The 21156-nt window shown below is 71.0% G+C and carries 16 protein-coding genes; 11 read left to right on the top strand and 5 right to left on the bottom strand.

The window, feature by feature from the left end; genetic code table 11:
* Nucleotides 1–91: 91 nt before the first annotated feature.
* On the top strand, nucleotides 92–1837 hold the full coding sequence (locus AMK27_RS11890) for a peptidase M23 (protein WP_241847435.1): 1746 nt from the start codon (nucleotides 92–94) through the stop codon (nucleotides 1835–1837).
* A 102-nt stretch (nucleotides 1838–1939) separates the two neighbouring features.
* Here the strand turns inward: AMK27_RS11890 and AMK27_RS11895 are convergent, their stop codons facing one another.
* The gene (locus AMK27_RS11895) at nucleotides 1940–2971 is read right to left on the bottom strand and encodes an alpha/beta hydrolase (protein WP_073905333.1); all 1032 of its coding nucleotides are present in this window, start codon (nucleotides 2969–2971) and stop codon (nucleotides 1940–1942) included.
* Nucleotides 2972–3058: 87 nt separating this feature from the next.
* On the bottom strand, nucleotides 3059–5506 hold the full coding sequence (locus tag AMK27_RS11900; protein ID WP_073905335.1) for a penicillin acylase family protein: 2448 nt from the start codon (nucleotides 5504–5506) through the stop codon (nucleotides 3059–3061).
* A gap of 229 nt (nucleotides 5507–5735) precedes the next feature.
* Here AMK27_RS11900 and AMK27_RS11905 point away from each other — a divergent pair, with 229 nt between their 5' ends.
* The 7 genes from AMK27_RS11905 (at nucleotide 5736) to AMK27_RS43225 (ending at nucleotide 14367) form a co-directional block, all read left to right on the top strand.
* Nucleotides 5736–7304 carry a peptidoglycan DD-metalloendopeptidase family protein gene (locus tag AMK27_RS11905; RefSeq protein WP_073905337.1) on the top strand — a complete coding sequence of 523 codons (1569 nt, stop codon included), beginning with the start codon at nucleotides 5736–5738 and terminating at the stop codon, nucleotides 7302–7304.
* A gap of 25 nt (nucleotides 7305–7329) precedes the next feature.
* The gene (locus AMK27_RS11910; RefSeq protein WP_073905339.1) at nucleotides 7330–9360 is read left to right on the top strand and encodes a family 43 glycosylhydrolase; all 2031 of its coding nucleotides are present in this window, start codon (nucleotides 7330–7332) and stop codon (nucleotides 9358–9360) included.
* Nucleotides 9361–9859: 499 nt separating this feature from the next.
* On the top strand, nucleotides 9860–10669 hold the full coding sequence (locus AMK27_RS11915; RefSeq protein ID WP_198955841.1) for a serine/threonine protein kinase: 810 nt from the start codon (nucleotides 9860–9862) through the stop codon (nucleotides 10667–10669).
* A complete protein-coding gene (locus tag AMK27_RS11920) occupies nucleotides 10666–12105 on the top strand; it encodes a serine/threonine-protein kinase (protein WP_073905343.1) in 1440 nt (479 codons plus the stop codon). Before AMK27_RS11915 ends, AMK27_RS11920 begins: the two co-directional genes overlap by 4 nt.
* Nucleotides 12106–12942: 837 nt before the next feature.
* Nucleotides 12943–13242 carry a hypothetical protein gene (locus AMK27_RS43220; protein ID WP_143204848.1) on the top strand — a complete coding sequence of 100 codons (300 nt, stop codon included), beginning with the start codon at nucleotides 12943–12945 and terminating at the stop codon, nucleotides 13240–13242.
* A 188-nt stretch (nucleotides 13243–13430) separates the two neighbouring features.
* Nucleotides 13431–13766 carry a helix-turn-helix domain-containing protein gene (locus AMK27_RS44530; RefSeq protein WP_445194848.1) on the top strand — a complete coding sequence of 112 codons (336 nt, stop codon included), beginning with the start codon at nucleotides 13431–13433 and terminating at the stop codon, nucleotides 13764–13766.
* 436 nt (nucleotides 13767–14202) lie between these two features.
* Nucleotides 14203–14367, top strand: coding sequence for a hypothetical protein (locus tag AMK27_RS43225; RefSeq protein WP_206745434.1), 165 nt, complete (start codon nucleotides 14203–14205; stop codon nucleotides 14365–14367).
* Nucleotides 14368–14452: 85 nt separating this feature from the next.
* On the opposite strand, the gene AMK27_RS11940 is transcribed toward AMK27_RS43225, so the two are convergent.
* The 3 genes from AMK27_RS11940 to AMK27_RS11950 all read right to left on the bottom strand — a co-directional run bounded on the left by AMK27_RS11940 (nucleotide 14453) and on the right by AMK27_RS11950 (nucleotide 17805).
* Complete coding sequence (locus AMK27_RS11940; RefSeq protein WP_073905349.1) at nucleotides 14453–15331, bottom strand: sporulation protein; 879 nt, start codon at nucleotides 15329–15331, stop codon at nucleotides 14453–14455.
* A gap of 28 nt (nucleotides 15332–15359) precedes the next feature.
* The gene (locus AMK27_RS11945) at nucleotides 15360–16019 is read right to left on the bottom strand and encodes a TetR family transcriptional regulator (protein WP_079188358.1); all 660 of its coding nucleotides are present in this window, start codon (nucleotides 16017–16019) and stop codon (nucleotides 15360–15362) included.
* Nucleotides 16020–16161: 142 nt separating this feature from the next.
* Nucleotides 16162–17805, bottom strand: coding sequence for a right-handed parallel beta-helix repeat-containing protein (locus AMK27_RS11950; protein WP_073905353.1), 1644 nt, complete (start codon nucleotides 17803–17805; stop codon nucleotides 16162–16164).
* 357 nt (nucleotides 17806–18162) lie between these two features.
* Here AMK27_RS11950 and AMK27_RS44160 point away from each other — a divergent pair, with 357 nt between their 5' ends.
* Genes AMK27_RS44160 through AMK27_RS11965 form a run of 3 tightly spaced genes read left to right on the top strand, consistent with a single transcriptional unit; the run spans nucleotide 18163 to nucleotide 21019 of the window.
* Complete coding sequence (locus tag AMK27_RS44160; protein WP_079188359.1) at nucleotides 18163–18888, top strand: GntR family transcriptional regulator; 726 nt, start codon at nucleotides 18163–18165, stop codon at nucleotides 18886–18888.
* Nucleotides 18885–20081 carry a hypothetical protein gene (locus AMK27_RS11960; protein ID WP_073905355.1) on the top strand — a complete coding sequence of 399 codons (1197 nt, stop codon included), beginning with the start codon at nucleotides 18885–18887 and terminating at the stop codon, nucleotides 20079–20081. The genes AMK27_RS44160 and AMK27_RS11960 overlap by 4 nt, the downstream gene beginning before the upstream one ends.
* Complete coding sequence (locus AMK27_RS11965; RefSeq protein WP_073905369.1) at nucleotides 20078–21019, top strand: ABC transporter permease; 942 nt, start codon at nucleotides 20078–20080, stop codon at nucleotides 21017–21019. Before AMK27_RS11960 ends, AMK27_RS11965 begins: the two co-directional genes overlap by 4 nt.
* Nucleotides 21020–21156: the final 137 nt, after the last annotated feature.

Here is a 21156-nt window from a genome sequence, read left to right on the forward strand (position 1 = left end):
AACGCGCTCGGGAATCGATTCCATCGGCATTTCATCGGTGCCTCCTACTGTCGGCCGCCGACCACCTGAACGCATGACGGAAAGGCACACGATGAGAGGAACCGGCTTCACACGCGTGCTCGGCAGACTGGCCCTGCTGGCCGGCGTCTGGGCACTGGTCGTCGGGTTGACGGCCTCGGTCGCCGTGGCCCTGCCCGACCCCGGACCGGCCCCGCGCGACGACCACTACGGCGTCTCCCGGTACTTCAGGGGACCGGACGCCCTGGCCATACCGACCGAGCCCTGCGACCCGGCCGGCCCGTCGGCCGCCGACGGCATCATGGCCGGCCAGCTCAACCCCCAGATGGGGGCGCGGATGGCGGGCCTGCTGACGCCCTACAGGATGTCCTGTGCGCGGATGGTCACCAAGGCGGTGAAGGACCGGGGGCTCAACCCGAGGGCCGCGGCCATCGCGATCGCGACGGTCATCGTGGAGACCGACATCAACAACTACTCCCAGGCCGTCGACTACACGAGCATCGGGCTGTTCCAGCAGCAGGACTGGTGGGGAAGCAAGGCGCAGCGGCTGGATCCGGTCTACGCCACCAACGCGTTCCTCGACGCGATGGAGGACATGTTCCCCGGCGGCTCGTGGAACGACGTGGCGATCGGGGACGTGTGCTGGCAGGTGCAGCGGCCGCGCGAGGACCTGCGGTACAAGTACGGCCTGGAGGCGGGCGACGCGGTGATCATCGCCAACGCGCTCTGGTCCGGGATGAGCACGGGCCCCCGGCACCCGTACGGCTCCGGACGAGTGGTGTCGGGCCGGTCCGCCGACGGACGCCTGGAGGCCTTCGCGGCGGGCGCCGACGGCGTCTACCACTCGTGGCAGAACGAGGTGAACGGCGGTTGGGCGCCATGGCGGTTCGCGGGCGGCCCACGCGGTGCCCAGCTGGCGGTGGCCGCCAACGCCGACGGCCGGCTGGAGCTGTTCGCGCTGTCGGGCAGCACGCTCGACCACATGTGGCAGACCGGGCCCAGTGCGGGGTGGTCCGGCTGGGAGACCTTCGGCACCGGCGGGTACCGGCTGGCGGCGGGCAACAACGCCGACGGCCGTATCGAGGTGTTCGCCTCCAACGCCGAAGGCGTGTTCCACCGCTGGCAGACCGCGCCGAGCGGCGGTTGGTCCGGCTGGCAGGGGACCGGTGGTGGCCCGGCGAACGCCCGGCTCGCCATGGAGAACGCGCCCGACGGACGACTCGAGGTGTTCGCGCTGTCGGACTCGACGTTCGGGCACCTGTACCAGAGAGGCGTCAACGGCGACTGGTCCGCCTGGGAGCACTTCGGCGAGGGCGGGCACGCCGTGACCGCGAGCCACAACCAGGACGGCAGGCTGGAGGTGTTCGCCTCCAACGCCGACGGGGTGTTCCACCGCTGGCAGACCAGCCCCACCACGTGGTCGGAATGGACGGGCACGGGCACGGGGGGACTGCCCGACGCCGAGCTGACCACCTCGCGTTCGGTCGACGGCCGGGTGGAGGTGTTCGCGATCAACGCCGACGCGGCGAGCCACTCCTGGCAGACCGCCCCCAACGCGCCGTTCTCGCCGTGGGAGAACTTCGGCACCGGCGGCACCGCGATCGGCGCGGGCAACAACGCCGACGGCCGCATCGAGGTGTTCGGCACCAGCAGCGCCGGTGTCTACCACCGGTGGCAGACCGGGTTCGCCAGCTGGTCGCAATGGGGCTGGCTGAACGGCCCCGGCCCGGCGGTCGGCAGGCCCGCCGCGCCCGCCCGGTCCGCCTCCGAGCCCGCCCGCAGCGCGCCCGTCGGCCGGCCCGTACCGGCGGTCGGCTAGACGCGTCCGCCGGCGGACCGCGCAGGCCCGCCGGCGGATGGTGCGAGCCCGCCGTCGTCACGTACCGCTCGTGCGGTACGGGACGGGGGCGGGCTCATGGCGTCAGGAGGCGAAGTGCCTCTCCAGCCGGGGAACCAGGTCCCGGAGGTCCTCCTCCCAGCAACCGGCGTTGTGGCCGCCGTTGCACAGGGTGCCCCAGCCGGAACCGTCGCCGTAGTTCACGTAGTGGTACGACATGCCCAGCGCGTCCATGGCGTTCTTGACGTGCTTGGCCGCGCCCTCCAGCCAGAACTCCAGGTCGGTGACCGAGCCTCCGCCGTTGCCCACGTAGATCGAGACCCCGATCCCGCCCTGCTTGATCCGGTCCATGTGCTGCGAGGGGTCGACCTCGTTGAACCGCCAGTCGGCGTTGAACACCGGGTACGGCGAGCCGAACGCGGCGTCGCTGTCCACGGAGGGCTCGTAGGCGACGAGGGAGGCGACGACGGCCAGGCGCAGGTCCATGGACCGCACCGACAGGTCGATGTCGCCGGACAGGGACGCGGTCTGGCTGAAGAGGTCCGGGCGCGCCTGGGCGTAGTGGAGGGCTCCGAACCCGCCCATCGAGACACCGGCGACGGCCCTGGCCTTCTTGGTGGCGATGGTCCGCAGGTTGGCGTCGATGAACGGGATCACCTGCTTGAGGTGGAAGTTCTCCCAGTTCTGGGCACCGGCGGCGGTCTTCTGGTTGAGCCAGTTGGCGTACCAGCCCCGGGCGCCGCCGTCCGGGATGACGGTGATCATCCGGTCCGACATGCGCAGCGCCGGATAGTTCTGCTGGATCGGGTCGTCGGGTGATCCGTGCAGGAAGTACATCACCGGAAAGCGCCGGTTCGGGTCGTCGTAGTAGGTCTTCGGCAGGATGATCTTGATGTGCTGTTCCTCCGCGACCTCGGGCGTCGTCACGGTCAGGTAGAACTCGGTCGCGTTGCCCGTCGCCGTGCCGACCTGCGTCAGGCCGAACCCGTTCGCCATCGGGGGCGGCGTGCCGTCGTCGGCGGCCTGTGCCGAGGCCGCCGGTATGACCGTGACCACGGCCAGGACGGCGAACACCCATGCCAGCGCCGTGCGCCGGACGTTCGCTGTTCTTCTCACGGTGCTCCCTCTCTCGTGATGCTCTGTCTGCGCTTCGGACTACGTGCGTCGGATCAGTCGAGGACCTAGATCAGTCGAGGACCTTGATCAGTCGAGGACCTTGACCACCAGGGCCGGTGAGGCCGCGATCTGTTCCTCGGTGAACCGCTCGGTCACCCACTGGCCGGCCGAGAAGAGCCTGGTCTGGTCGGCGTGGTGCGGCGAGTTCGGGTCGGCCGACTGGGAGTAGGCCAGGACGGAGCGGGCCTGCGGCGGCCCTTCGGCGGTGAACCGGACCTGCTGGATGAAGCTGGACCCGAAGACGACGTCCGTCTTTCCGTCGACCTGGCCCATGGTGATCACGTTGAGTACGCCGAGTTCGCCGATCATTCCGTGGATCGGGATCTGCTCGCCGCCGCGGGTGACCTTCTGGACGTCCGAGAGCGGCGCGTTCAACGGGATGCCCGCCTTGCGCATCGCGAGGACGGCCCGGCCGAACGCGTCGCGGACGGCGGAGCTGCCGGAGTCCAGCGAGTTCGGTGTGTGCACCGGGTCCTTGGGGTCGAAGGGGACCCGCCAGGGGAGCTTCTCGATGCCCTGTCCGCCCTGCAGGGAGGCCCAGTAGTTCGCGAACAGCAGGGAACCCCGGCTGTCCGCCGTGTAGTCGTGGCTCTTCCAGGCGGCCAGGATCGGGCACGCCTCGCTCACGTTGACCAGGGTGCCGTCCACGAGGATGAGCCCGAAGGGCACGCTCTTGCACATCGCCACGGTGGCGTCGAGGGCGAGGTCGGCCGCTCGGCTGTTGTCGGCGAACAGCAGCTTCCCCATGGTCTCCGGGGTGAAGCCCCTGCCCGGCAGCCCGTCCGTGCCGTCGATCCGCTTCCGGGCGGTCAGGATGAGCTCCTGGGTGCGCAGCGAGCGGGGTGCCTGGGCGTCGCCCATCACCCGGGGGAAGGTCAGCGGCTGGTCGGGGTTGGCCAGCCAGGCGCTGTCGTTGGCGTTGCCCACGAAGTCGTCCCGGATCAGGCGGGGTTGCTTGTGCGGGTCCAGGAGTCCCGGCGCGACCGCGTTCGGGTCGTCGGGCCAGTCGCACGCGCTCCGCTTGCCGTCGAAGATGGAGATCGGCGGCACGTTCGGCAGCCTCAGGGGCTGGTTGAAGAGGAGTTGGCCGGTCATCGTGAGACACGACTGGGCGTGCGCGTCGGTGATGTTCGCGGTGGCCTGGATGTCCGCGTACAGCGCCTTGCCCTTGCGGTCCGCGGCGATCGTGTTGAAGAAGGGGACGCCCTGCGTGGTCTCCAGGGTGTTGACGACGTCTTCGACGTCCTTGGCCTGGTCGAGACGGAACCAGGTGTTCAGCGCCCGCAGGTTGTTCATGTTGACGTCGCGCACGGCGTGCGCGCTGACCACCCAGGGCAGCGGCACCCCCTGCATCGACGTGGTGACGGGGCCGTACCGGGTGGACCACAGGGTCCTGGTGACCTTGCCGAGGGAGCCGTCCGGCTTCCGCACGTCGACGGTGACCTGCTGCGAGGTCATCTGTTCCCAGACGCCGTCGACGAGGTACTTGGTGGGGTTGAGCGGATCCACCTGGACGTCGAAGAGCCCGAACGGGGCGACCGTGGCGACCGTGTGGCTCCAGGCGACGTCGTCGTTGTACCCGATGTTCACCGCGGGGAGTCCCAGGAGGCTCGCCCCGGAGACGTTGACCTTGCCCGGGATGGTGAGATGGCTCTGCCACATCCGGTTCTTGCCCTGCCACGGGAAGTGCGGGTTGGCCAGCAGCATGCCGGTGCCGCCGGAGACGCCCTGCGAGCCGACGGCCAGGGCGTTGCTGCCCATGCTCTGCTGCCGGCTCACCGCCAGCGCGGAGCTGATCTTCGCCGCGGTCTCCTTGGGCGAGGACGCGGGTTTCGCGGGGGCGGACGCCGCCCCCGGGGGCGCGGCGTCGACCTGACCGTCGAGGAGCGCGTCGGCGCTGCCCATGATGATCTCGGCGTGCGCGTGCCGGTAGACGTCGAGTTCCGTGATCGGCCGCACCCAGGCGGCGCCCCGGCAGGCCGGGTCGGTGAGGGCGTCGACGCCGGTCTCGGACAGGAACCGGTTGTATCCCTGGACGTAGCCCCGGACGGCCTCCTTGACCTCGGGCTCCGGGCCGTCGGGGGCGGGCTGTGCGATCAGCCGCTCCACCACCCCGTCGTCCTTGATCCGCTGGAAGTACAGGTCGCTCTTGAGATTGGTGGTGGTGTGCTGGTTCTGGCCGGGGCTCGCCCTGCCGTCGGGCCCCAGATGGCGGGACCTCTGGGCGTTGACCATCAGATAGGTGTCGGCCAGGGTGCAGATGTTGTCCTTGGCCGCCGCGTATCCGTAGCCGGTGCCCAGGCCCTCCCAGTCCGAGGCGATGATGTGCGGGATGCCGTATTCGGTGTACCGGATGGTCGGCCTGTCCGGTCCCGCCGCCGGCCGCGTGGAGCCCGTGGCGGCCATCGTGCTCATCACCGCGACGGCGGCCGCCACCGCCATCGGCAGCCGCGCTCTTGCTCGCGTGCGTGTCATCGGCCCGTCCTCCCCTTCGTACCGCTCTCGTGCGAACGCGGTCACGCTAGGAAGGGGCGATGAAATCCCGATGATGGACCGCCGCCGGCGGGCGGTCCGGTACCCGAGGCCGGGCCGGCTGTCACCCCGTAACCTTCCGGGGTCTCCAGGCCGTCGGGGCGTTGCTACGTTCCCTACCGCCCGCTCGCGCCACCCGGTCGGCGGCCCGCGCCCCCTGGAGGAGCTTCCTGTGCTTCGTGGACTTTCCCGCCGCGCGGTGAGCTCCGTGCTCGCGGTGTCGGCCGCCCTGCTGCTGCCGGCCCTGGTGCCCACGTCCCCGGCCGCGGCCCGGACCACCGCTTCCACCGCGTCCGTCCGATCCACCGCTCCAGCCGCTTCGGTCGCATCAGCCGCCTCCACCGCGGCGTGCCCGGCCGCGGGGCCCGTGTCCCAGCACTTCCACTCCGGCCACAACGGCGTCGACATCGCCAACGGGGTGGGGACGCCGATCCACGCCGTGTCCGACGGCGAGGTGACCATCTCCGGGTACGAGCCGGGCTACGGCCAGTGGATCCGGATCCAGCAGCCCGACGGGCGGATCTCCGAGTACGGGCACATGTCCCGGCGGGACGTCTTCGCCGGCGACCGTGTCCTGGCCGGCCAGCAGATCGCCCTGATGGGTTCGGAGGGGAACTCCACCGGCCCCCACCTGCATCTGCGGATCTGGGGGGACTCGTCCGCCTCCTACGGCGTCGACCCCGAGGTCTATCTCGCCGAACGCGGCGTCGTGCTGCCCTGCACCCCGGGCACGGGGCCGCGGCCGAAGCCCCTCGTGTATCCGTCGGAGTCGGGCCGGGTCGTGTCGGCGCGGTCGGCGGACGGGCGTCTGGAGGTGTTCGCGGCCGGGGCCGACGGCATCCACCACGCTTGGCAGCGGGAGGTCAACGGCGACTGGTCGCCCTGGGAGTCGCTGGGCGGTCCCGCCGACGCCGAGCTCGCGCTCGCGCCCAACGCCGACGGCCGGCTGGAGCTGTTCGCGCTCAACGGGACCACCTTCCAGCACCGTTGGCAGCTGAGCCCGTCCGGCGGCTGGTCGCACTGGGAGGGCTTCGGCGAGGGAGGCCGGGACACCGCGGCCGGCGTCAACGCGGACGGCCGCATCGAGGTCTACGCCTCCGGCCCGGTCGGGCTGTTCCACCGGTACCAGCTCGCCCCCAACGGCGGCTGGTCGGGCTGGGAGTCCACGGGCGGCGGCCCCGCCGACAGCCGTGTGGAGATGGGGAAGGCTCCCGACGGACGCCTTGAGGTCTTCGCCCTCAACGGCACCACCTTCCAGCACCGCTACCAGACCGCGCCCAGCGGCGGCTGGTCCGCGTGGGGCCCGTTCGGCGAAGGCGGCCACGACCTGACCGTCGACCACAACGCCGACGGCCGCCTGGAGGTCTTCGCCTCGGGTCCGGTCGGCGTGTTCCACCGGTACCAGACCGGGCCCTCCGGCTGGTCGGGCTGGGAACGCACCGGCGGTCCGGCCGACGCGCAGCTCACCAGCGAACGCACTCCCGACGGCCGCGTCGAGGTCTTCGCCATGAACGGCACCACCGCCATGCACAGCTGGCAGACCGCCGTCAACGCCCCCTACAGCGACTGGGCCCCCTTCGGCTCCGGCGGTACGGAGGTCACCGCCGCCTCCAACGCCGACGGCCGGATCGAGGTCTTCGGGACCAACCCCTCCGGAACCTTCCACATCTGGCAGACCGGGTTCTCCAGCTGGTCCGGCTGGGAGTGGCTGGGCGGTTCCCCCGGCCCCGGCCAGGGCTGACCACCCACCCGGAGGGATCAGATCCGTGTCTCCGATCAGCAGACGGAGTGTGCTGCGGGGTGTGGCCGGAGCCGGGACGCTGCCTCTGCTCGGCCTCTCCCCGGCCGTCGCCGCGCCCACCGGTGACGCCCCGGCGCCCTCGTGGGTCGGCACCGGCCCCTTCGCGTACGTCCACGACCCGTCGACCCCCGCCGGCCCGCGCTATCTCAACGACCACACGCTGATCAGAGCGCGGGGCCGCTGGCACGTCTTCGGCATCGTCGGCGACAGCGCGCCGCGCGGCGAGGCGCCGGACAGCTCGGCGGAGATCTCCTTCGCCCACGCCTCCGCCCCGAGCCCGCTGGGTCCGTGGACCGCTCACGCCGACGCCCTCACCGTCGACCCGTCCTACTTCGGCGAGGAGCACCTGTGGGCGCCGCACGTCATCGAGGCCGACGGCACGTTCTGGATGTTCTACGCCGCGGGCGGCGCGAGCGGGGCGGCCGTCAACCTGGCCACGTCGACCGATCTGTTCACCTGGACCCGCGTACCGTCCGGCCCGCTGTTCCGGGGCCTCGCGGCGCGTGACCCGATGGTGCTGCGGGTGGGGGACGAGTGGGTCATGTACTACACGGAGCTCTCCGGGCCGGGCGGGCACCACGTCGTCGCCCACCGGCGGTCCGCCGACCTGACGCACTGGAGCGAGCCGGGCGTCGCCTTCACCGACGCGAGCACGGACGCGACCGTCTCGGTCACCGAGTCGCCGTACGTCGTCCGGCGGGACGGCTGGTACTACCTGTTCATCGGCCCGCGGGGCGGCTACGAGGGGACCGACGTACTGGCGTCGCGGGACCCCTTCCGCTTCGAACTCGCCGGATACGCGGGGCATGTGGCCGGTCACGCCGTCGAGGTCATCGACGACGCGGGCACCTGGTACGCGAGCGCGGCCGGCTGGTTCCGCAACGGACTGTTCCTCGCGCCGCTCCAGTGGCGCGACACTCCGGTCCCGTGGCAGAGCCCCGACCACCCGGTGGCCGGGCTCGACGTGCACGGCCGCCTCACGCTGTTCGCGCTCGACGCCGCCGACCGCTCGATGCTGCGGCGCGTCCAGCTCGACCCGTACGGCGACGGCTGGTCGGAGTGGGAGCCGTTCGGCGGTCCGGCGGGCGCGGTTCCCTCCCTCGGCCGCGACACCGACGGGAGGCTGGAGGTGTTCTCGATCGCCCCGGCCGGCACCCACCTGAACCGCCGCGTGCAGCGCCCGGACGGCGGGTGGCACGACTGGGAGGGGTTCGGCGGCCCGGCCGGCGCCGCGCCCGCCGTCGCCCGTGACGCGGCCGGCCGGCTGGAGGTCTTCGCCCTGAGCCCGGGCGGCGCGTCCTTCGCACGGCGCCGGCAGCGGTCGCCCGGGGCACTGGCCTGGGACCCGTGGGAACCCGGCTTCGGTCCTACGGCGGGCGCGCCACCGGTGGTCGCGGCGAACGCCGACGGCAGGCTCGAGGTGTTCGCCCTCGCGCCCGGCGGCGCCGGGATCGTCCACCGGTGGCAGGAGACCCCCGGCGGGCCGTGGACCCCGGCATGGCACCCGTACGGCACCGCGGCGGGCTCCGCGCCCCGGGTGGCCGAGGACGGCAGCGGCCGGCTCGCGGTCGCCGCGATCGGGCCGTCGGGCGTCGGGACCTTCACCCGGCGGCAGACCGCGCCGAGCGGCGGCTGGGACGCGTGGCTGCCGATGTTCGGGTGGAGCGCCGCCGCCCCGGCGTCCGCCGCCAACGCCGACGGCCGCCTGGAGGCGTTCTCGCTCGCCCCGGGCGGCGCCCGGCTGAGTCACCGCTGGCAGCTCGCTCCGGGCGGTGACTGGGGCCCCGAGCGGGAGTTCGGCGAGCCCGGCGTCCGGCTCGTCGCCACCCCCACGGCCGTACGCGACCCGGCCGGGCGGCTACACGTCTTCGCCGTGACCGCCGCGGGGCGGATCCGGACCCGTGTCCAGGAGCGGCCGAGCGGCGGGTGGCTGCCGTGGACCTCCTTCGGCGAGCGTGCGGTGGCGCCGCTGGTGTCGCATGCTCCCGCCCTGTGAGCGGAGCGTACGGATCGCGCCACGTGAACGGTGACATGGGCCGCCCCCGGTCGCCTGTGAGGGCCCCGGACCCGGATTCCGCCCCCCGTTCACGGTGACGTTGCCCACCTTGTACGGCCCCGGGCCAGGCGGCGGCGGGCGGCCCCGGCCCGGCCGGTCCGGCGCTCCGGCGGCCCGCGGACACGGCCCGTCTCCCGCTCTCCCCGGTGCACGCTCCACGTCCCGACTCCTCGGCGGAGGACCGGAAACAGTCCCACATGGCGGCTCATTTCACGGCGCCGACATGACCTGGGCCCGGCGAGAAGGTCCCCGGCGGTCCGCGGCGCGCGGAGTCACGGGGGGAGAGACTCCGGGGCGCCCCGCGCACCGTCGTGGCGGGCGGCTCCGGCCGCCGGGCGGCCCGTCCGGACGAGGTGGCCAAAGTACGACGGTGAACTCCCCCTACGGATGAGTATCGTTCGGCTCGTCCGAGAGTACGGCCGGGGGAACGGGGGAACGGGTGAGCGGCGTAGTCGTCCATCTGCCGCGAGGTACGGGAGGCGCCGACGGCGGTGAGCCGGGCGGGGACGCGGTGACGCTCCGGCTCGGCCCGGGCGAGGTGGCCCGCTTCGGACGGGGCTCCGCCGCGGTCCCCGTCGAGCTGGTCCTGGACGACCCGGCGATCTCGCGGCTCGCCGGGGAGATCCGGGTGACCCAGGACCACTGGCAGCTGACGAACTACAGCGCCGGCCACAGCTATCTGGTGGAGAACCCGGAGGGCGCGGGGGAGTACCTGAGGATTCCGCCGCGCCGGGTCGGGGCGCCCATCCCGTTCGAGTTCTCCCGGGTGGTGCTGCCCACCAGGGGTGACGCCACCGTCTCCTTCCAGGTGTTCGCCCCCGACCACGTGTTCCTCGACCCGGAGGCCATGGACGTCCCTTGGGGGAACAGCACGGTGACCGCGTACTCGCTGGACGAGACGGCCACGTACTTCCTCGTTCTCGTCGCGCTCTGCGAGCCGCGTCTGCGGGACCAGTCCCGGGTCGCGGTGCCCACCACCCCGCAGATCGTCGAGCGGCTCAGGGAGCACGTCACGTGCGGCACGCTGACCGCTCGGGCGGTCAGTTCGCACATCGACTACCTGGCCGAGGAGAAGCTGCGCATCGCGGGCCCCGCCACCGGGGAGTCCGGCAAGGGGGACCGCCGCAACGGCAAGCGGGAGGAGATCGTCGGGCTCGCCCTGCGGTTCGGGCTCGTGCGTGAGGAGCACCTCGCGCTGCTGCCGCCCCTGACGGGGGCCGGCGGGCGGGAGCGGCAGGGCGCGTCGTGACCTCCCCGGGCGTCCCGGGAGGCAGCGCGGGGCACGACCGTACGGACGAACTCCCGCCCGGCTACCGGGTGGGAGGCTGGGTGGTCTCCGAACTGATCGGGTCCGGGGGGTGGTCCACCGTCTACGCGGCGCGACCGGCCGACGGGCCCGCGGGCCCGTCCGCCGCCGACCCCGACGCTGACCCCGAGGGCGCGCCCGCGGGCCCCGCCGACGTCGCGCTCAAGATCATGCCGACCGCGGGACTCGCGCCCCGGCAGGCGCGCAGGATCATGGAGTCCGCCCGCCGCGAGGTCGAGCTCGGGAGCAGGGTCGGGCATCCCCGGCTGATCGGTCTCCTCGGCTCGTTCGTGCTCGCGGCGCCCGACCGGCCCGCCGTGGACGGCGCGATCGTGCTCGTGATGGAACGGGCCTCCGGCAGCCTGCGGGAGCTCCTCGACGCGGGGGTGCCCGAGGCGGACCGGGGACCGCTGATCGCGGGAATCTGCGAGGGGCTCGCGCATCTCCACCGGTCGGGCTGGGTCCACGCCGACCTCAAGCCGGAGAACGTCCTGCTGGGCGCCGACCGCTCGGTGAAGCTGTCGGACTTCGGCCTCGCGACCGAGCTGACGGGGACCCACGGGTACGCCCCGCCGATGGGAACCCTGGACTATCTGCCGCCCGAGCGCTGGCGGGCGCCCCTCGGCGAACTCGGCGTCCGGATCAGGCCGACCGCGGACATCTGGGCCCTGGGCATCGTCGTCCACGAGGTGTTCTCGTCGGGCGGTTCGCCGTTCTCCGGCGCCACGCCGGTGGCGCGAGGCGCCGCGGTCCAGGAGTACGGCGAGGGGCGGGCGCCGCTGCGGATGGACCACGCGGTGCCGCCGTTCTGGCGGGAGCTGGCCGCCGACTGTCTCGCCCCGACCCACGAGGCGCGGGCGCCGCACACCGCCGAGAGCCTGCTCGCCCGCATCGCCGGCCATCAGGAGACGCCCGGCGGCGGGCGTCAGCGGACCCGGGCCCGCGCCGCCGTCCTCGCGACCGCGATGTGCGGGGTCGCCGCCGCGACCCTGTGCTCGGACGCGGTGCGGCCGGTCGGGTCCGTGCCGCCCGGCGTCGTGAGCTCGACGGCCGGCACGGTCCGGGTGTTCAACGCGGAGCGGAGCTGCCGCGAGCGGGTCGACCGGCACCCCGGGTGCAGTCTGGGGCTGGCGATCGATCCCGTACGGCCGTACACGGCGGACAACGTCGTGCCGACCAGGGTGTGGCACGGCGATGTGCTCGCCGCCGACTGCCAGGTCCCCGACGGGCAGCCCATCGTCGACGAGGAGGCCCGGTGGTCCACCCGCTGGTTCCGCGTCCGGCTCCCTTCCGGGTCCGCTCCCTCGGTGGCCTGGCTGCCGGCCGTGCGCACCAAGGAGCGGCCGACGCTGCCGGAGTGCCCGCGCCCGACGGCCTGAGCCGGAGGTGCGGGGACGCGCGTACCGCCGGGAGAGCTGCTTCCCGGGAGCACGCGAGGGTTCACGCCGTACGGTGTGCGGTCAGTTCGCGTTCACCAGGTCGTGCGCGGGCACGGTCACGGTGCGCGCACCCTTCGTACCTGGCGACCGTCGTTCCAGCGCTGTCCAGCCCCCCCCGTACTGGCCTGCACTTGACCTTGTGAGCCGGGTCAGGCAGGTCGAAGGGGACCCGGAACGTATGTCGACGGGGCCTGGCCTCCGCCCCCGTAGGAGGTGAGGTGAAACTACTGACGCAAGGGGCACTGTGGTGACGCACACTGGTGCCCGTCCGTGTCTCGTACCCGTCATTGATCGGCAGCAGCTTCCGTGAACACTGAGGAATCCATGTCGCAAGCCCCGTACAGATGGGAGTCCGTGAGGGTCGGTTCCCTCGGCGGTGGGCTGCTCGTCTGCGACGTCACAGCCTTCTCCGACTGGGGCGGTGCGGTGTACGACCGCGACTTCGAGCTGGACCCTGGCTGCGACTATGCCCGCGCCTGGTCGGCACTCCACCCCGAGGACGATGAACTCGAAGCCGCGTCGGTGCGCTTCGGCCACCAGGAGGAGCACACCGGTCTCGTCTGGGAGACGGACGGCGACGCCTCAGCGGAGATCGCTTGTGCCCGGACCCCGGGGGGTCCCGCCACTGACGATGACAGCTTTCTGATCATGCGTGCATGGATTCCCACGGACAGGACGCCGGCGCCGCGTCGGCATGCAGCTCGAGCGGTGGGCGACGAGCAGTGTGTGGGACAACTGAACCTTCGTAGCGGGAGGGCCGTCATAGTCGGGGCGGCGGTGAGCGCCGACGAGACCGGCTCGTACGCCACACCGCGGGAACGAGAAGCCGCGATCCAGGCCCTGGCCCGGCTCCGTCCACCGATCCAGCTCAACCTGGACGGCCAGCGGGGTCTCGGCACGGTGCTCTGGGTCAAGCCCGGCACGTACCGCGTCACCTGCGGATGGCACGAGGGAACGCGCGGACGGTACATGACCGAAGACGAGATCAACGAGACGGCGGTGTCCTACGCCGACGACGACTGGAGCTGCCGCTGGGTCCGCTTCACCTGGTCCGGCGAGTCGCCAGCGGTGAAGTAGAGGGACGAACGGCAGGACTCCCACCGCTCCTCCGTTCTCCACTCGTTCCCGTAGCAATCGTCGGATCACGGGCCTGTCGCGCCGGTGTGATCGCTGAACTCGTCGCGGAGCTGGGCTCGTTATGGCATGAGCGTCAACAGGCGAAGCGGGCCTCCCTGCCGCGGCAGCGGCGTGTGGGAGCCGACGCGATGCACCGGCTGGTGTTCGTCGACCGGCTCCTGGCCACGCTCGGCCATCTCCGTCACGGGGGCATCCAGCACGTGTTGGCCTGCTGGTTCGGCGTGGACCGCTCCACCATCACCCGGGCCATCGGCGAGGTGCGGCCTCTGCTCGCCGAGCGGGGTGCACGATCCGCCCCGGCATCCGGCTGCGGACCCTGGCCGAGGTCGTCGACCACCTCGGCACCGGCGAACAGACGGGGGGCCGGGTGCTGTGGTGCAGCCCGACCGAGCCCGGCAGCTGTGCGGACATCATCCAAGCCCGTCAGGCAGGACTGGCCAAGCTCCTGGCCGGCGGCCCCGTAGTCGCGGGCTACCAAAATCCCGGCGCTCAGACCGGCGCGATGAGAGGCGCCTGACGGGCGAAAGCCCAGGTCAGGCGCCTCCTTTCGTGTCCCTAGAAGAAGCCCAGCTTCTTCGGTGAGTAGCTGACCAGCAGGTTTTTCGTCTGCTGGTGGTACATGCCCCGCATGGTCGCTGACCAGCGGAAACGGCCACGATGCGGCCAAGCTGCAGGCGGCTGATCCGCGTATGGCCCGGATCGTGGTCGGCGCGGAGGGGCCCTGAGCCGATGGCCCGTGGCGGCGGCGAGTCGGCGCACAAGCGAGAGGCGGGCCGGCAGATTCCGCAAGGGCCGGCTGGGGTGGTTGGTCACCATGCTGTGGCGTCAGATCCACTCGACGTGCACTACCGACGACCTCGGCGCCGCCTACGTTGGCCCTGGTCGGTCCGGACATCGATGATGCCATCGAAGCGAAGCGACGACTGCTACGGCGTCGCCCGGACGCTTCTCCATATCATCGAGACGGGCCCGAACCCCGTTCTGACCATCGACCCCGGACCGGACGCCCACGAGTGGCGTAAGCGGCTCGACGACCGCGCTGTGGCCGAGGGGCTCATCCCCTGAACTTGACGGTGTAGCAACGTGAGGTGGCCCTGCCGAAGTCGTCCCGGCCGCCGTCCGAGCCGGCAGCCGGGAAGATCCGTGGTGCTCAGGTGTCGCGCCACCATCGGGGGCTGTCCAGGTGGTAGTCGACTCGCTCGCGGTCATCGACAGCGGTATCGGGCAGTGCGGCGACATCGTCGATCCACTGCCGAGCCTTGGCCTCGAAGTCCACGTGGCCGATCTCGTGGTGGGCGGCGACGTACCGGAGGGCTGGAGGCTTGCCCCACCAGTCCTTCTCCGCCAAGGCGGCCCTTCGGAGGTAGATCTCGGCGCCGACCGCGTTGGAGTGGAGGTACAGTTCCATGTTCCTCGGGTGGTCGGCGTCGGTCGCGGCGAGATGGAACCCCTGTCGGCTGTAGAGGATCTCCCGCTCAGTGCGCGGAATGTACTCGGGGTCGACCCACGCGCTGTGGCAGGCGTATCCGGCGGCGGCGAACGCGTCGAGGAGGGTCTCGTGCAGGGGCGTCGTCTCGATGCGGACCGCGTCGACGTCTGTGCGGTCCGCGATGCCGTCGGCATCGACCTCCGTGTACAGACCGATCCGCATCCCGGCCAGCGGCAACCCGCGAACCTCGGAGACCGGAGTCTCCCACTTCAGCCGGTACCGGAGCGGCACCCGGCGTTCCTCGCCCTTCGGGATGGTGAAGAGACTCGTCACCTGAAAGTGGGCGAGGGTGACGCCGGTGTCTGTGTCGACGTCTGTCGTCGTGCTCTTGGTGACGGCGGAGGGGGCCCTGTCGGCGACCAGACGCGCGTTGACCGTCCGGATCCGAACATCGCGGTCGAGCGCGCGCAGCACCACCTCACCGCGCAGGATCTCTCCGGGGCGCACGGGTTCGTCCGGGAGGAGTGTGTCGGCTTCCAGCGGTATGCCTGCTGCCGTCTTGCCACCGCTTCCACTGCCGAGCAGTCGTTTGAACACCATGATCCGCACAGTAGCCGCAGCCGGGCCGTCAGGAGCCCGCCGGTGGACGGTTCCGGCCGTGCAGCAGTTTCAGCGCGGCCGTGGCAAGCCTTCGGGCGGTGACGTGCGGTTCTGCGGCAGGCAGGATGAGATGGCTGATGGTCATACGGACGATGATGTCTGCTGCCATCTCACGATTCTCCGTGGGCTGCTCCGAGTAGCGTGTGCTCAACCATTCGCGCACCAGGTACTGGCCCGCGTCGAAGATCGGGTCCGTCCGGGCGGTGAGGTAGGGGAGCAAGCTGTCGGAGCCGTGGCGGGCGGCTGCGATGACAGCCCTTATGAGGGGCTGGGTGTGAGCTTCCTCGAGGACGTACCGGATGGCGGCTTCGAGGCAGGCGTGAGAGTCGGGTAGGCCGGGATGGAGCGTGTCGGCCACCCCGGCGAGAAACTGCTGGGTCTCACGGATCACCAGTGCGCGTCCCAGACCGGCTCGATTGCCGAACTCTTTGTAGACGGAGGGGCGGGAGACCTGAGCACGTGCTGCAACGGCCGTAAGGCTGACCTCGTCCCACCCGGCTTCGCATGTCAGTTCGTGCGCGGCATCAAGGATGCTCGCCCTCATCTGTTTGCGCCAGGCGATGCGCGGAGAGTCGGGTGGGTCTTCTCCTACGAGGCCATTCGTGCTGCGCTGTCGGTCGGTTGCCATGTCAGAAGCCTGTCAGCGGGTTGAGCCGCCGGAGCGGAGGAGGTCCGCGAAGGTGCGGCCGGACGAGTACGCGGTGGTGCCGGCCCCTCGGTACGGGGGACGGGGGCCGGCACCACGTCAGGAGCCCGGGTGAACCGGACGGTCAGGAACGCTTGCGACGGGCAGCCATGACGAGACCGCCGCCGAGGACGAGCACGGCCGCCGCGATGCCGAGGGGAAGCAGGGGATCGGAGCCGCCGGTCTGCGCGAGCGAACCGCTCCCGCCGTCCGCGTTCAGGTGGGAGCCGCTGTCGCTCTTGCCGGCGCTCGGTCCTGCCGCGCTGGGCGAGGCGGTGGTTCCGTCGGTGCCGGGCGAGGTCCCTGTGCCGGTCTCACCGGGCTGCTCTTCGCTGGGCTGAGCCTCGTCCTGCTGACCGCTGGAGCCGGAATCGTCGAGGTCGGAATCGGAAGCCCCCTGCGCGATGGCATCGAATCCGTAGGCGCCGCGGTCAGGCGCGCCACCGGCCCGGCGGGTGCCGGTGGGGACGGCGGTGAACGGAGTGCCCGAACCGATCGCCGGGGAGCCGTCTCGCAGCCGGAAGGCCGTGTCCGCCGTGGTGCCGGCGTCGGCGAACTTCGGGTCGGCGAGAATGTCGTGGGGACCTTTGACCTCGGGAGCCTTGCCGCCGAAGTAGACGTTGTAGTCATAGGTCACGTCCACGTTGCGCGACTTGCTGTTCGTCGCCTGGCCGGGTCGGCCGAACGCGATGTTGTTGAGCAGCCGGACGTCGGTGCTGTCGTGGGCGAAGACGTTGGCGTAGCTCTTCATGCGGGTGCTTCGGCCGTTCAGGTACGCCGTGTTGTGGACGATGTCGACGTGCTGGCTCTTGTAGGAGTGGATTCCCGAGCCGCCGTTGTCGTAGGAGAGGTTGCCGGCGACGAGGACGCGTCCTCCGTAGGCGGGGTGGCCTGGGTCGCCCTTGAGCGTGTCGATGATGATGCCGTTACCGTCGGAGTAGCAGCGGCATCCCTCCCATTTGATCTTGGTCTCGTTGTCGTGGACACGATTGCCGGTGATGCGGATCTTGTACGTCCTGGCGTCGGAGCCTCCCACGTCGCGCGGGGTGAGGACGGAGATGCCGCTGGTGCCGTAGACCGTGTACCACGAGGTGGAGTACACGTGGTTCGCGGAGATGGTCAGGTGGTCGGATTCGATCGCCGATATGCCGCCGCCCGCACAGGCGTGCACCCTGTTGCCGGTCACGTCGATGTGGTGCGACACCGCACCCGTTGACCTGTCTCGTTCGATCGAGATGCAGTTGGTGTTGTAGGTGGGGTCACCCTTCTTCGATCCGCGTTCGGCCCCGGCCAGGTTCAGGGCGCCGTTGTTGCCTCTGATCTCCAGATTCTTGATGGAGATGTAGGAGGCGCCGTAGACGCTGATGCCGTTCCACGCCTTCACCGGGTGGATCACCGGCTTGTGGCCGGGGTGCGCGGTGAAGGTGATGGGTGCGCCGGGCCGGCCCGAGCGCTTGATGGTCAGCACATTGGATCCTGCGGAGCGCTCCGAGTATGTGCCGTTCATGATCGAGACGGTGTCGCCGGGGCCGGCGCTGTCGGCGGCCTTCTGCAGGGTGCGGAAGGGCGCTCCGGCCGACGTTCCTGGATTGCTGTCGTCCCCTTCGGGGCTCACGAAGTAGGTGCGGTCTGCCGCATGGGCTGTACCGGCTCCCATGGTGACGATGCCGAGCGGGGTGGACGACGCGAGCAGTGCTGCGGTAACGGCGAAGGTGCGCGTGCGTTTCATTGGTGCCTGGTCTCCGAAGTCGTCCGGACTGAAGCGGGCCGTGTCTCCCTCGGTCGCGAACCGTGCACAGGAAGGAGGGTGCCGGGAAGGACAGGGCCAGGGCGTCACGCCGTGTCAGAGCGCTGCCCCGGAGCGGCGCGCGACACACGGGTGCGCTCCGAAGTCCGCTGTGGGGGTGGGGTGGTGTGGGAACGACAGTTACAGAAGTGGAAATTGAACGCAACCCTGTACCGTCTGTAAATGTTCTGACGGTAGGTCAGGTAGGCCGGGTCGGCGTCTACGGCTGTTGCGAGGTCATTTCGAAGAACCTCTGCACGGGGGTTGCGAGTTGGCATGCTGGTATATCAGCATGCCGCCATGCCACAGATCGACTACCCAGTGAACAGTGCTGAAGCCCTGCCTCCCGGCTCACTGCCCCCTTTGCGTCAGGCCGTCTCCCGAACAGACCGGGTGCGGGAGGCGTTGCGGCAGGCGATCCTCGAAGGTGTGCTCCCGCCCGGAAAGGCCCTGGTCGAGCGAGAACTCGCGGAGGTGTACGGGGTGTCCAAGACGCCGGTACGCGAAGCGTTGAAGCAGCTGCACTCCACCGGTCTGGTGGAGATCAACGCTTACCAGGGAGTCAGTGTCCGCCGCCCCGACAACCTTCTGGTGCAGGAGCTCTATGCCGCCCGCTGCGCGGCGGAACCCGAGGCCGTACGCCTGGGCGCGGTCCGTCTCGGGGCGACCGCCCACGCCCCCGCCCGTCAGGCGCTCCAGGACGCGACCACGCTGATCGGCTCGGGCGAGACGCGGGGTCTGGGCATCGCCAACCGGCGATTCCACCGCGAGCTCTACAGCGCCTGCGGCAACAGCTTCCTCTGCGGCTTCCTGGACCAGCTCCAGGACCTCACGGCCTTCGTAGCGGGCCTGGGCTGGCGACTGCGTGCCACCTGGGAGGAAGAGGCCGCCGAACACGCGGCGATCCTGGAGGCGATGGAGCAGGGCGACGGTCCGCTCGTGGAACGGCTGACCCGCGCGCACATCGAGAAGGCCAAGCAGACCATCTCCCGCGCACTCGGCGACGGCATCGGCGACGGCCGATGAAAGTCGAGCTGTTCGCCCACCCGCTCTCCTTCCGCCGGCAGCCGCAGGCCCAGGCGGACCGACTGGCCGCCCACGGCGTCAACGGTGTCCGCCTGGCGTTCAGTTATCACGGTGGACGGTGGCTGCTGACGACCAGCGACCCGTGTGCCGTGGCCGACTTCAAGGCCGGGCAGTGGTTCCGCGACGAAGCCGCCCCCGCCGACGGGAACCTTGCCCTGCCGGTCCTCGGCGACGACGCGACGACCGCCACGACCGCCCTGCTGCGGGCCGGCCTCGGTGTGACCGCCTGGCTCGTCGGGCTCCACCAGTCCGGACCCGCCACCCGCCGTCCCCGATCGGCGTTGCGCAACGCCTTCGGACACCACTACCGTCACGCACTGTGCCCGGCAAGGCCCGAGGTCCGCGCCTATGCCGCAGACCTCGTCGCCCGAACCGCCCGCCGGCCCGGAGTCACCGCCCTCGAACTCGAAGCCTTCGGCTACCTCGGCTGGCAGCACCAGAGCGCCCACGACAAGATCGGCGCGGCGCTTCGCCCGGTGGACCGCTGGCTCCTCTCACTGTGCTTCTGCTCCGCCTGCACGGAACGCTTCACCGACGCGGGCATCGACGTGCCCGCCCTGGCCGAAACCGTCCGCGCGACACTGCTCGCCCAACTCGCCGAGCCGCGCGAGGCCGGCGAACTCGGTGCCGACGCCCGCGCCGCCCTGGGCTCCGAACTGCACGACACCGTCCTCGCCGTGCGCTCGCGCATCACCGTGACCCTTGTGCGGGACGCCGTCGCCGCGGCAGGCGGGCTGCCCGTCTCCGTACGCTCCACCGGCGACCCGTACGCCTGCGACGGCAAGTCCGCCGCCGACACGAGCGCCCTCGCCGCAGCGGCGGGCGCCCTCACCGTCACCGACCTGTCGGGGGACCATGACGCCCTGCGCCGCGAACTCACCGCGGCGGCCCGGACCGGTGCACGGGTGAGCGCCGGATGGAACCTGGCCGTAGACCGGACCACCGGTGAACAGCAACTCACGGATGTCGCCCATGACGCGTACGCGGCCGGAGCCCGCTCCCTGACCCTGTACGCCTACGACCTGGCCCCGGCACAGCGCCTCGCGTGGCTGAGCGATCTCGCACGCCCCACCGCCCGCCCTGGCCCGGCCAAGCCCACGCTCTCACCCCCTCTACCGGAGCCGGTGAAATGACCGGGTACCTCATACGCAGACTCTTCCAACTGATCCCGGTCGCCCTCGTCGTCTCCCTGGTGCTCTTCATGCTCCTGCGGCTGATGCCGGGCGACCCCACCCTCGCCATCCTCGGCCAGGAAGCCACCGAGCAGGACCGAGCGGTACTCCGAGAGGACCTCGGCCTGGACGCACCGCTGTGGCAGCAGTTCACCCAGTGGCTCGGCGATCTGGTCCGCGGCGACCTGGGTAGCTCATGGCTCACCGACGAGAAGGTGGGCACGGTCATCTCCGACCGATTCGCAGCCACCGTCGAGCTCGGAGTCATCGCGCTGGTCTTCGCCGTTCTCGTCGGGATCCCCGCTGGCATTCTCGCCGCCGTACGCCGTCGCACCCGTACGGACACCGCGCTGAACTCCGTCGGTCTGCTCGCCCTGTCCGCACCTCACTTCTACCTTGCCGCACTGCTCATCCTCGTCTTCGCCCTGTGGCTCAAGGTCCTCCCGCCCTCGGGATACGTTCCTTTCACCGAGGACCCCGTCGAGAACCTGCGACGCATGATCCTCCCAGCCGTCACGATCGGCTCCACCATCGCCGCGGTCACCATGCGCCAGACCCGCGCCGCTCTCCTCGCCGCGTTCAACGAGGACTACATCCGCACAGCCGAGGCATCAGGTCTCTCACGCGGCCGAATCGTGGGCGTCTACGCCCTGCGGAACGCCATCGTGCCGGTCGTGACCGTGATAGCTCTCCAGATCGGGGCGCTGATGAGTGCCACCGTCGTCACCGAGACCGTCTTCACCGTTCCCGGCATGGGCACCTTGATCGTCAACGGCATCTTCAGCCGGGACCTCCCCGTCGTCCAGGGCGCCGTGCTGATGGTCGTGGTCCTCGTCCTCCTGGTGAACCTTCTGGCCGACCTGGTCTACGCCTGGCTCGACCCGCGCATCACGTACTGAGTCGGCCCTCGCGCACAGCGTCACCCGATCCGCGCCTCCCCGCGCGCCGATCAGCACGTCCCGCACCGCACGTCCCGCACGCACCTCCTGGAGCGCCGATGGCCATAGACCTCGCGCCGAAAGTCTCCCGCAGACCG

It is taken from the genome of Streptomyces sp. CB02009 (assembly GCF_001905825.1).
In the GTDB taxonomy this organism is placed as follows: Bacteria; Actinomycetota; Actinomycetes; order Streptomycetales; family Streptomycetaceae; genus Streptomyces.